The organism is Acidithiobacillus ferrivorans, from assembly GCF_016250455.1.
Taxonomy (GTDB): Bacteria; Pseudomonadota; Gammaproteobacteria; order Acidithiobacillales; family Acidithiobacillaceae; genus Acidithiobacillus; species Acidithiobacillus ferrivorans.
Genome location: NZ_CP059488.1, coordinates 2714574 through 2726799 on the forward strand (window position 1 = coordinate 2714574; position 12226 = coordinate 2726799).

The 12226-nt window shown below is 55.7% G+C and carries 10 protein-coding genes and 1 pseudogene; 9 read left to right on the forward strand and 2 right to left on the reverse strand.

Annotated features, from left to right (window positions below; genetic code table 11):
• The first annotated feature begins 2 nt into the window (after positions 1–2).
• The 7 genes and pseudogenes from H2515_RS16370 to H2515_RS13615 all read left to right on the forward strand — a co-directional run bounded on the left by H2515_RS16370 (position 3) and on the right by H2515_RS13615 (position 8128).
• A complete protein-coding gene (locus tag H2515_RS16370; protein ID WP_065413192.1) occupies positions 3–3218 on the forward strand; it encodes a bifunctional diguanylate cyclase/phosphodiesterase in 3216 nt (1071 codons plus the stop codon).
• A 151-nt stretch (positions 3219–3369) separates the two neighbouring features.
• Positions 3370–4409: pseudogene (locus H2515_RS16580) on the forward strand (IS5 family transposase).
• Positions 4410–4894: 485 nt separating this feature from the next.
• Complete coding sequence (locus H2515_RS13595; RefSeq protein ID WP_198660398.1) at positions 4895–5941, forward strand: hypothetical protein; 1047 nt, start codon at positions 4895–4897, stop codon at positions 5939–5941.
• A 75-nt stretch (positions 5942–6016) separates the two neighbouring features.
• The gene (locus H2515_RS13600; RefSeq protein ID WP_065413195.1) at positions 6017–6376 is read left to right on the forward strand and encodes a hypothetical protein; all 360 of its coding nucleotides are present in this window, start codon (positions 6017–6019) and stop codon (positions 6374–6376) included.
• 12 nt (positions 6377–6388) lie between these two features.
• Complete coding sequence (locus H2515_RS13605) at positions 6389–7102, forward strand: C39 family peptidase (RefSeq protein WP_065413196.1); 714 nt, start codon at positions 6389–6391, stop codon at positions 7100–7102.
• 31 nt (positions 7103–7133) lie between these two features.
• Positions 7134–7682 carry a hypothetical protein gene (locus tag H2515_RS13610; protein ID WP_141672347.1) on the forward strand — a complete coding sequence of 183 codons (549 nt, stop codon included), beginning with the start codon at positions 7134–7136 and terminating at the stop codon, positions 7680–7682.
• Between the two features lie 26 nt (positions 7683–7708).
• Positions 7709–8128 carry a hypothetical protein gene (locus tag H2515_RS13615; RefSeq protein ID WP_065413198.1) on the forward strand — a complete coding sequence of 140 codons (420 nt, stop codon included), beginning with the start codon at positions 7709–7711 and terminating at the stop codon, positions 8126–8128.
• Positions 8129–8582: 454 nt separating this feature from the next.
• On the opposite strand, the gene H2515_RS13620 is transcribed toward H2515_RS13615, so the two are convergent.
• Positions 8583–9635 carry a hypothetical protein gene (locus H2515_RS13620; protein WP_083091451.1) on the reverse strand — a complete coding sequence of 351 codons (1053 nt, stop codon included), beginning with the start codon at positions 9633–9635 and terminating at the stop codon, positions 8583–8585.
• Positions 9636–9696: 61 nt separating this feature from the next.
• Positions 9697–11085: a sigma-54 dependent transcriptional regulator gene (locus H2515_RS13625; RefSeq protein WP_198660399.1), complete on the reverse strand. Its 1389-nt coding sequence runs from the start codon at positions 11083–11085 to the stop codon at positions 9697–9699.
• Positions 11086–11430: 345 nt separating this feature from the next.
• On the opposite strand from H2515_RS13625, the gene H2515_RS13630 reads away from it, so the two are divergent.
• Both H2515_RS13630 and H2515_RS13635 read left to right on the forward strand, forming a co-directional pair.
• Positions 11431–11850: an SHOCT domain-containing protein gene (locus tag H2515_RS13630; protein ID WP_198660400.1), complete on the forward strand. Its 420-nt coding sequence runs from the start codon at positions 11431–11433 to the stop codon at positions 11848–11850.
• Positions 11851–11887: 37 nt separating this feature from the next.
• On the forward strand, positions 11888–12220 hold the full coding sequence (locus H2515_RS13635) for a hypothetical protein (RefSeq protein WP_083091454.1): 333 nt from the start codon (positions 11888–11890) through the stop codon (positions 12218–12220).
• Positions 12221–12226 lie beyond the last annotated feature (6 nt).

Genomic DNA, 12226 nt, shown 5'->3' on the forward strand with positions numbered 1-12226 from the left:
AAATGTCACTCATTGGTGTGGGATCAGATCTACTGCCACGTTTTTTCGTGCCTGATCCGGGTGAAGAGTCCCTGCTGCGGCGCCATGGTCCATCCATCGCGCCGCGGGCGAAGGCATTTGCCCATCACTGGGCAGCGCTCCTGCAACAGGAGAAGAGTCTACAGCCCCTGCTGTGCAAGCCTTTCCTGGCGCGGGCGCTGCCACTCATGGAGGGCCATTATGCCGCGCTTTTGGGCACAGACTATGACGCCGGGCGACGGGCGTTCTTGCAGCACGCGGGCGCCGACTATCAGCAGATGGGGCTGCCCATCCAGTGGATCACCTTCAGTTATGGGCTTCTCGCCGAGGATTTCGAGAGGGGCGTAGAGGCCCTTGGCCTTAAACCAGCATCATCCCGATCGCTTTGGCACGCCCTGTGCCGACGCCTGCAACTGGATGCATTCTGGCTGGAGGAGGGTTTTCAACGGGCCGCAGTACAGCGGGCGACCTCCCGCGATCTATTCTATCGGGCTATTACCCAGGTAAACCGGATGCTGACGCATCCACAACCCGAGTCGTCCGTAGAGGATGTTCTGTCCCGAGGAGCCAGTCTGATCGCCAATATCCTGCAAGCTCCCTTGATCTGGATTGGTATTGCTCCCAATGGACAATCGGAGTTGTCCATTGCGGCTGCGGCGGGTCCTGGGGTTCCGGGCTTCGCCGGCATGCGGGTATCCGTTGATCCGGATGCTCCCGAAGGGGCTGGACCCAGTGGGCAATCTGTCCGTTCGGGGCAACCTTATGTCTGCCATCGTGACGACCCGATTATGGCGCCCTGGCGGGATCTAGCCATTGCTAACGGCATCGAGGGCTTTGCGGGTGCGCCCTTTTATTTCAATGAAGGTGACCGGGGAATCGTTTCTATTTGCCAGCGCGAGGGGGAAAGTTTCCCGGAAGATGTCGTGGGCCTGATTTCCCATCTGGCTGAAGACATCGGGGCCTTTCTGAATCGCCGGAAAACGGCACTGGAACTCATGCGCCTGCACCGCTATCAACAGGTGCTGGAGATACTGCAGCAGGAAATGCTGCGCCAACCAGCGCCGGAGATACTCTACCAACGTCTGGCGCAATTGTTGATGGAATACACCGATGCCTTGGGGGTGCTGGTATGGATGGTAAAGCCGGGCAGCGAATGGCTGCAGCAGGCGGGGGTGGCTGCACGTTCCAAGGCGCGTGAAGAGCGCATGGCAGCGCTCCGGGTATCGCTGAACCCCGACCACCTTCCCTACGGGCGCATGGCTGCCGCGCGGGTCTACCATGCGGCGGTGCCGCTGGTGATTGAAGATGTGAAAAAAGATGAGGATATCCGCGCGGCCCGGGGAGAGTTGCTGTGCCAGGACGTGCTGGCCTTTGGGGGTTGGCCCATCTTTGCAGGCGGGGGGGCGGTGCCGGTGGCGGTGCTGATGGTGGACTCCGCCGAGGCCGATTATTTCAGTCCTGCGCTGTGCAACCTCTTAAATCAACTGGTGGGCAATATCCATATTGCCTTGGATGAATATCATAGCCGCCAACAATTGGCGGCTGAACGGGAGTCTCATGCTTGGCAGGCCCACCACGATTGCCTCACCGGTCTGCCCAATCGACTCGGCCTTGCCCGGCGTCTGGGCGATGCCAGCGCCCGGGCACTTCGTCATGAACGATTGCTCGCCGTGGGGATGCTCGATCTCGATGATTTCAAGGCCATTAATGATACCCATGGACACGCCATGGGTGATCGTCTCCTGGTAGATCTGGCCGGACGCTTGAAACGGGTTCTGCGCCATACGGATTTTGCCGCGCGCCTGGGGGGTGACGAATTTGTACTGGTACTGGAAGACCTGCAGGATCTGGGCGACTTGGAGGCGGTCATCGCCAAGGTGGGCGAGGTCCTCCAAGCGCCATTCAGGCTCTCCGAGGACCTCGCCATCGAAGTGGGTGCCAGTCTGGGGCTCACCGTATACCCATTGGATGACAGCGACGCGGACCTGCTTTTGCGCCATGCGGATCAGGCCCTTTATGCCGCGAAGGCGGCCAAGGGGCAACGGGATCAGTATTGGAGCTGCTACATCGACACTCTGGACCAGCGTAGAAAGGCTGGTAAAACGTTGCGTTCCTTACTGGTTGCGGATGGCTTGAGAGTTTTTTATCAGCCGGTGATGGATCTCGCCTCCGGTCGTGTTGTCGGTATAGAGGCGCTGGCCAGACTGGAAGATAAGAAGGGCGCCATCATCCTTCCCAAGGAGTTTCTTCCTCAGTTCGACTCCGAAGACCAGCGCATGCTGACCCAATTGATGTTCTCCCAGGCTATTGCAGAGCTGGCCGCTCTGGACACAGCTGGCCATACGCTATGGGTTTCAGTGAACGTTACACCGGAGTTGCTCCTCTCCGGCACCTGCCTGCGCTGCCTGGATGATGCCCTGGCTGCGGGCAATATTGATCCGTCGCGCATTGTGCTGGAGATACTGGAAGGCAGTGATTTTATCTCCATGGACGAAGCGCGGGCGCGAATTTTCGATATCAAGGCCCTTGGCGTGCGGGTAGCTCTCGATGATATCGGCAGCGCCTACTCCTCGCTTTTGCGGCTCAAGGACCTTCCCATTGATGAAATCAAGCTCGACCAGGCCTTTGTGCATACCCTGAAGGCCAATCCCAATGGCTTACATTTTATTCAGACCATGCTCGACCTGAGCCGTAGCCTGGGGGTGGGTTTCGTGGCGGAGGGGTGTGAGACGGCCGATGTGCTCGATGCACTGAACGTGCTCAAGGTGCCGATGGTGCAGGGCTATGCCATCGCCCCGGCGATGCCCGCTGGTGCTCTGCATGATTGGCTGCGGCAAGCACTCCCCCGACAAGAAGCGTCGCCCAACAGTCTCATCGGTATTTTCGCCCATCACCTTTCATATGTTGGGCTGATCCAAGGGTTGGCCGTGAAAAATCCCCAGTGGCTGGCGGGGTTGCAACTACAGGATGCGTTGCCCTCCCCTATAACGGCCGCCATCGCGGCCTTGGGGTTGACTGGCACGACTATCGACATCGCCCATCATGCCTACCACCGGGTGCTGGAGGCCACGCTCAGAGCCTTCCAGGCGGAGAGCACGGTGGACTGGACAGCCGCCGAGGATGCGGCCGATTTCTTCCAGCAAGCCCTATTCAGCGCGATTAGTGAGACAAGCGGGCACCCCCGCGTTTCCACGCCCTAAAACCCTGTCAGCATGATCTCTCCTGCCCGTCGGCACCCTTAACATGCCAGATATCCGCCTGTTATGTAGACCCTGTTTTCGCCAGAGGGCGGTTCGAAAAACTCCCCACTTCCAGTAAAATATAGGGAGCCGATTGGAAGGGAGAGCAACCATGGCAGGACTGGTAGGGCAAACAGGATTTTTCCCCGGAGACCGCCGGTTGCGGGAACTGGATTTGCTGGGCGACGGCCTGCCGCTGCTCAACCGGCTCATTCCCTGGGAGCGCTTCCGCCCAATTCTGGAGAGTGTGCCGAAGGCCAAACCCAAAGGGCCGGGAGGGAGGAAGCCCTACGACCGGATGCTGCTCTTCAAGATGATGGTGTTACAGCAACTGCACAATCTCAGCGACGAACAAACCGAATACCAGGTTCGGGATCGCCTCAGTTTTCAGCGTTTCCTGGGGCTTGGGTTGGAGGAAGCCGTACCCGATAACACGACCTTATGGCTATTCCGTGAATCACTGGCCCAGGCCAAACTGACGGAGCGACTGTTCACGGCCTTCCATGCTTTTCTGCGGGAAGCCGGCTACGCCGCACGGGCCGGGCAAATCATCGACGCGAGTTTTGTGACGGTTCCACGGCAACGGATGCACCGGAAGGAGCGGGAACAGGTCAATCAGGGCGAAACGCCCCAGACGTGGCAGGATCAGCCCGCCAAGCGCCGCCAGAAAGACACCGATGCCCGCTGGACCAAAAGAATGGCCGCAGTTTCTTCGGATACAAGAACCATATCAACGTGGACAAGCGCCACAAGCTGATTCATCAGTACATGGTCACGGATGCCGCTGTGCATGACAGTCAGTGCCTGGAAGCGCTTCTGGACCCGGAGAATCAGGGCGTACAGGTTTTTGCGGACAGCGCCTATCGTTCAACGGAAGCGGAGCAAATGCTATGTCAAAAAGGTTACCGCAGCCGAATCCACGAGAAGGCGCAACGCAACCGCCCCTTGACCAAGGCCCAGGAGTTGGCCAACACGCGCCGGTCACACCACCGCGCACGGGTTGAGCATGCCTTTGGCGCCATGGTACAGCAGGGTGGTAAGTTTCTGCGCACCATTGGTATGGCTCGCGCTGAAGTCAAAATCGGCATGATGAATCTGGTCTATAACATGCGGCGATTTACCTGCTTAATGCAGCAATCGGTGGCCAGGTAGGGATCAATCCGTCCAAAGCCCACGAAAAAGGCTAAAAATACTGGAAATACGCAGATAAAGTAGGGATAATGCGTAAAAATCGCCTGAAAGTGGCGAGGAAAGGGGGATATTCCATTCTCAAGTCGTGAAATTTTTGTTATTCGAAGTGCCCCAGAGATGGTTGTGGCACCAGCACCTGTATCTTTTCTGAAGCAAGTTCGCGCCCGCCGGGAATGCTGTGTTACACGCGGCAATGGTGATGTTTTAAGGGGATTTATCGCGAACTTGAGCAAGGATTGTTGCGAATACTTTACAGATTACCTTCGACCATGACGCTGGGATTTTTTAATAACTTATTTAAAGATAATTACTTACAACAATGGCATGGGGATTGCTAAAGGAAGGCGTCCCTCCAGATGTTTTGGGGACGCGTTAAAGCGACGATCCAGGATGATCAGGAGATTTTTCTGGAACCTTTTGGGAACACAAATTGATTGGAGGAAGTCATGAAAAAGTCAGCTATTTTAGTTTCTGCATTGGCTCTTGCGTTTTCTGGTGCCGCATTTGCTTGGGAGAATCCACCCCCACCCCACCATTCGGCCAAACCCGCCAAGGCCAATAGCGATGTGGTGAAGGTGGGCGTGGTTAACAGCAATTCAGTTTCTGCGACCAGTGGTAATGGGTTGAACAATAGCCAGACCAATATCGGCTCTGATGCAACCATCAATAGTCAGGCCTTTGAAAATGCGACCGGTGTCGTTTCTGTCAACCAGAACAGCGGTGCCAATGGCTTGCTGCAAAATCAGACCCAAGTACAGGTGAATGCCGTCAGTGGCGACATCAAAGCGAAAATGGAGAGCGTGGATCTGGGCTTGGTGTATGGAAACCGGATCGGAGTAAGCACCTATGGTGCCCAGACCAATTATGACGGTAGCGCCTATCTGGGTGGCAATGCCTTTGCCAACGCAGCGGGTATCATTTCCCTTAACCAAAACAGCGGCGCCAACAGCCTTCTGGACAATCAGACCAACGTGCAGGTCAACGAATTAAGTCCTTGCGCCAATGGTAGTTGCTTTACCGGTAAAGTGGATTTGCTCTCTTTGCAGGGGGGTGCCGTCCTGGGAAACACGGTCGATATCTCCGCTGATCCTGGGTACAACTACCACGGCCAGAACGGTCTAACCAATTACAACGCCAATGCCACCATCAATGGCAATACCTTCAATGGCGCCTCGGGCATTATCTCGGCCAACCAGAACAGCGGCGCTAACAGCCTCCTGCAGAATCAGACCAACGTACAGGTCAGCCAGGTGGGTTCCAGTAGCGGCAACGCCTTTGGCGCACTGGGGGGTGTGGTAGCGGGGAACGCTCTGCAGGTATCTGCCACGGGCAATCCCTGCAATCCGTGTGCCTTCACCCAGGCGAACTATGCGGCTAACGCCACCATCGGTGGCAATGCCTTCCAGCACGCCTCTGGTGTGATCGCTCTCAACCAGAACACCGGTGCCAACAGCATGTTGCAGAACCAGACCTCTATCCAGGTCAACAACTAAGTCACGCGATGCAAAGTGGGGGGTGCCAAAGTCTCGGCATTCCCCATTTTTACCAAGAATGTGAGGAGAAGGATCATGAACATTCGCGTGCGTCACTTATTCATAACGGGTATTTTTCTGTCCTGGGCATTCGGCGCGCAAGCGTCCACCTTGCCGATGGACGGCGCATCCGGTTTGGCCCTGCTGGGTGCTGCCGTAGGCACCCAGGTGTTAGTACATTCTGCGGGCAAGGCGTTGCCTAATCAGAGCTTGTCCACCTTGATGATGAATGGGACATCAACGGGAAATACGGTAGGTGATGGGGTCGTTACTGGTAGTAATATCATCCAGGGTGGTGCCTTTGGCAATGCCTCCGGTTTTGTAACGGTCATTCAGAACTCTGGCAATAATGTCCTCATTCAGAATGCGATGCAGCTCAATCTGACCATGCATTGATGGGAGTTTCTCATGTCTACTAACCGCTGGTTGTTTGCGCTGGTTTCATTGTTGGTCATGCTAATCCTGAGTCAGGGGCAGGCCGTGGCCGCTGCTTATTTGGCAACCGCTGGCGGCCAGTTCAACATTCCCGTCAAAAGCATGAATGCCATGCGCTTTCAGTCGGTGATCCATCAACAATACGATTTTAGTTGTGGATCTGCGGCTGTGGCCACTTTGCTCACCTATAGCTATAACGATCCTATGGATGAAATGAAGGTATTTAAATGGATGTGGGATCACGGTGATAAACCAGTCATTGAGAAGGAAGGGTTCTCCCTACTCGATATGAAAACCTATCTGGATGCCCATGGCTTTGCGGCCAACGGCTTCCGGACTTCTTTGAGCAATCTGGCCAAGGTGAATCTGCCAGCGATTGCTCTTATCGATTTTAATGGTTATATGCATTTTGTGGTGGTGAAAGGTGTTGAGCAGGATGAGGTGCTGGTCGGTGACCCGGCCTTGGGCTTGCGTCTTATCTCCCGGAAATCCTTTGATGCCATGTGGAAGAAAAATGGGATTCTTTTTGTCATTACCAGTGGGCCAGGCATCAAAATGGCCAAAGCTTCCTTTAACAGCATCGCGGAATGGGACAAGGTGCCGCGGGCCCCGCTGGCAGCAGCCATGCAGCAGCAACCCTCGCTGGGTTCTTTCCTTCTCACGCTGCCTCGGGCTGGAACGTTTTGAAGCGTTCATAAAATAACAGGAGGAAATGATCATGGATGCGTTCGTTTGCAAGTCGAATCAATCTTTCCAACGTCCCCTCATGGGGGTCCTTGCCATCCTTTGCATGGCCGGTCCTGTCAGCGCGTCGGCTATGTCGGTGCTCGGAATGCCGGTACCAGTAGCTGAATTGGCGAAATTGCGCGGTGGTTTTGAGGCCGGGGGTATGGTGGTGAAGTTTGGTGTGGAGATGACCACTTATGTCAATGGGATGTTGGCCTCGCGCTCGGGAATAGATTCCGGCCCCAGTGGTAATACCATTATCGCATCGCAGAGTACCAACGTTCAGCAGACCATGGTGGTGGCACAGGGGAGTGGGGTGCAGCAGATCGTGCAGGTGGGGAATGCGAACCAGGTTTCCAGCGGCCTCCTCAACCAGGCTGCCAGCGCCTTGTCGGTGGTGCAGAACAACCTCAATAACCAGGTGATCCAGCATGCAACCGTGATCAATCTGGATGTCAGCAACGCGATACATACCCAGCAAATGACCCAGATTGGTCAGACGTTGCAGCAGGGTAACGTTCGGAGTTTGAACGTCCCGTAGGCGGATAGGGTGGGAAGGAGGATGCCATGTCTCGGAAGATGATACGGACGATAATCGGCGTCGGGCTGGTGCTTGGAATATGGGCCGGGGCGCCCGTCATGGCGGCAGAAGCAGCGGGCGGTCATGGCCTTCCGGCAATCCAACCTGCGACCTTCGATAGAGGCGCGATCGTCAGCAACGCCACCTTGCGTCAAGCCCGTGGTGGGGGAATAACTGTACCCGGCTTGGTAATCTCTGCCCATCAAATGCCGGTGGTCATACTTTGGGATGAGTTGCCCCTGCCGACCACATCCTCCAACACCCAAGAATCGGGTGGCAGTTCTCGGGGCAACATCCAAAATGGCGTCAGGCCAAACGCATCGCAGCCGTTGGTGGTAATCCTGCCCAATTTGCAAAATCTGCCAGCTTCTGTGATGCAGACATCTGGTTCCTTCAGCGGCAACTAACCTTCTATGGAAACGGATGGCAAAGCTTGCCTGCTCGGCACCTTCCACGGCGCGACCGGAAAATACCAGCAAAAACGCCTCAACAAGCTTGTCTTCTGTGTTAATCACCGTTTTTAGGAGCTAGAACTGTCTATACGCTTGCTCAATGTGCGCAGGAATTATACGCCGCGCTATTAGGCAGCTGAAAAAAGTTGAAAGGCATGAATACAAATAAAATACTCCCCGCACACGCGCACAAAGCGCATCCATATGATAATAAAGTGAATAGTTCATTTGGATTATTTCTCAAGGTGGGGTCAATTACACCAGTGGCCTGCCCAATACCGGGTACGGAGGTTTTTCCTTCGCCAAGACGCTATAACTATCGTCTTGGAAAAGTAGCAGAAAAACAGGGAGCCCCCGCTGTGGGCCCCCATGTACATATCCATGACGCAATATGTCCCCGAATGCCCCTCTAGAGGGTGTAAGGGACCCGGAGTGTGAGTTGCACGTCCGGTGCCTGACGGGTAGCGCCTACGGCCAGATTCAGATTGATGGATGTGCTCTTATTGAGGGTGTAAGACCAGCCCACCAGAAAAGATCCTACCTCCAGGGTTGTCGCCAAGGGCGGAGTAATGCCGCCTACTTTAGGCGCGCTGACGATATTTTGGTTGTAGCCGAGACTAATCGACGCGCGGTCGTTTAGAGATAGGCCCGCACCAAAGCCGAAGCCGATGGCGTTGCCGGGGCTAATGTAAGTGCCGGCGGCATTATGGCCAATGTTCCAGAGGTAGCTCACATTCCCGTAAAAAACGGCCGGGTCAGAGGGATAGAGTACCGTGAGACTAGGCTGGACACCCCAGAAGCCTGTACCCGTCGGCTGCTGTTCAAGAATTCCGGCCGGATAACTCTGATAGATGGGCATGCTGAAGGGGCTACTGCCGGTCATGCTTTTTACTTGCAAATTGGCAATGTAATAGGGCGAGCCATTACCACCCTTATTGATCTGATAATGCATGGAGAGCTCAATGTCTCCCAGACCAGAACCGGTACTGTTGAATGCCTGCTGGACACCGTTGTTGGTAAGGTTTGAGACGGCGGTGTTTTGTTGCGCATAGACGAAAGGCACCCTGAGATCCATTTCCAGACGGTTGCTCACCCCATAGCGGAAGGTGACACCGGCATAGGCGGTGTCGTTGGTGTATTGCTGGATATTTATGTTGCCAATGGCTAGTACCTGTGCAAGCACGAAACCCTGCACGGCGGCGATACTGGATGATGAATGAGTATATTGGATAAAGGGCTCAATGACGAACTTGCCTGCTGGCGTAAGCACTCCAGTGGTGCTGATGAGGGTTTCGATAGCTGGCGGACGGCTTTGTTCAGCCGGGGCTTGGCCTACCGGCTTGCTTGGCGGAGCCGCGCTCGAAGAGGCGGCGTCGGCCCAGGCGGGGCTGGCACACCATAAGGTGCCTGCCAGTATTGCGGATGCGTAGATTGTTGCTTGCATCAAGCCTTGTTGTTTCATAACTCAAGGTTCCTCCTGGTGGATAATAGCTAACGGTGTTTTAGCCAAAAAGTATTAGTATTTAGTTGGTGCTGAGTGCATGCTTCTCCATGAGCCGATATAGCGTGACGCGGGAAACGCCAAGCTGTTTCGATGCCAGCAAAACGCTGCCCTGGTTTTGGGCGAGAGCGGCGCGGATGGTATCGCTTTCTACCCTGTCCCGCGCTTCGCCCAAAGTAAGTACCCACCGGGAGTTGTTTCTCTGCTCCAGTCCAAGATCGGATGGGGAAATCAGGAAGTTGTCGCACATGACCATGGCCCGGCGCACCCGATTGATCAGCTCGCGAACATTGCCCGGCCAGTCGAAGTTGTTCATGGTATGCAGAGCGTCTTTGCTGAATCCTTTTATCTTCCGTCCTTTTTCTTCGACAAAGCGGTGGAAGATATATTGGGCTAACAGGGGCACGTCGCCGACGCGCTCGCGCAGGGCAGGCATCCTGATCTGAAGAACGTTGAGACGATAGTAAAGATCCTCGCGGAATCGACCCTCGCGAACGGCCTTTTCCAAGTCGACATGGGTGGCAGCGATCACCCGCACATCCACGGTGATGTCTTCGCGGCCACCGACCCGCTGTATGGTTTTTTCCTGTAGGAAGCGCAGAAGGTTAGTCTGGAGCTCCATGGGGAGATCGCCAATCTCGTCGAGAAAGAGGCTGCCACCGGAGGCGACCTCAATGCGGCCGATTTTTCGCTGATGGGCGCCAGTGAATGAGCCCTTTTCATGGCCGAAGAGTTCGGACTGGATGAGGTTGGTGGGTAATGCCCCACAGTTTACGGCAATGAATGACCCATGGCCCCGCGAGGAGCGTTCGTGGATAGCCTGCGCGGCCAGTTCCTTGCCCGTGCCGCTTTCGCCGGTAATCAGCACGGGTGCATCTACACCGGCGACCTTGCGGATTTCCTTGAAGACTTTTTGCATCTGTGGGCTGGCGCCGACCATTTCGCTTTCGCCGTTACTGCGCACCTCCCCTTTTTCGGGCAGCGGCGCATCGGCGGCAATCTCTGCCATCCCCAAGGCATGGCCCAAGGTAAGCAGGAGACGGTCGGAATCCACAGGCAGGGTGTGGTAGTCGTAAAACGTGGCGCTAACCAGCTCACGCAGGGGGGGGAGGTCGAGGGCATCCTTGGGGAGTAAGACGATCCAACGAATATGCTCTGCCCGGGCAATGGTGGACTCCACGCACCGGCAATTATTGATAATGTCCCGGTGATCCGGCGCGACTATACCCACCTTGAATTCTGCTGCAGACGAGAGTTTTTGTAGTTCATTAATATTTTCCGCATATCGCAGCTGCCAATCTTCGCTACACAGTCGCTCCGCCCATGGCTCTATGGTGAGCCTGGCGCCAAAATACAGTAGTGGTCGGCTCACAACGACGGCATCTGCCCCGCAAATCTGACTGTATGACATATCGATTCCACCCTCTAGAACACACCATCAGTAATCATAGTGATGATAGTACAAATGCTGGAGTTTAGATGGCTTTATTATAGGGGCGGTTCGAAAAACTCTGAGCCATGACCGAATCTAACGGGAATCACGGTAGGGATACCCATGGGTGTGCTCCATGGTTCTCGATAGTGAGCTCTACCTTGTATCGGGGAAGGCCGACCTGATGGGGTTCCTGGCAGTAATGCGATGTTTGAGAAGTTTCTATTGGCGAACCCTGGCGCACGCCACAGCCGTGGCAGCAAAGCCGGACTATACTTGCATCAGGGGATGGCATTCCGACATTCCACGGCGGGAGATCGATTGATGAACAGCATGGATGCATCACAGCGAAGAAAGGGAATCCGGACAGCCACCATAGCGGGCTTTCTGGTGGTGATGATGGCGCCTGTTTTGGCTTTGGCACAGACAGCTACCGCCACCGCGCCAGACACGGCGGTAGAGTTCTATCCCGGTCCGAACATGATGGGTGGTTGGGGTTTTGGCATGATGGGCGCTTTCGGACTGTTTTGGGGATTGCTGTGCCTGTTGGCTCTCGTGGGAATCGTGGGCGGCATTGTGTTCCTGATCCGCGGGGCCTTTGCATGCAAGCATCGCCATGGCTGCAAGAGCAGCATGGCCGATAACGAAAATGGTGTAGCCCTCAAACTCCTGGATGAGCGCTATGCGCGCGGCGAGATCGAGCGTGATGAATACCTTGAAAAGCGCGGCGATCTAGGAAAATGAGCGCGCATAGGAGGTGGCGGGTAGCATTGGTGGTGGGATGGCTCACAGTCCTGAGTGGTTGTGTGGTGGCACCTGGACCCGCCTATGTGGAGGGGCCAAGTTCTGGGGCAATCGTCGTGCCTGGGCCGCCGCCCCCTCTGCCTGTGCTAGTGGTTCCGCCACCTCCGGCAATGGGCATGGTATGGATACCAGGGGCTTGGTTTTGGCGGGGGCAATGGATATGGGGGCCGGGACGCTGGACCTATCCACCCCATCCCTACGCCCACTGGGCACCCGACCGTTGGTGGCACAGGGACGGACATTGGTTCTGGGGCCGGGGCCATTGGCAGCGACGGTAGCAGCAGCAAATTCACCATTCCTCCCCGATTGAACAGGT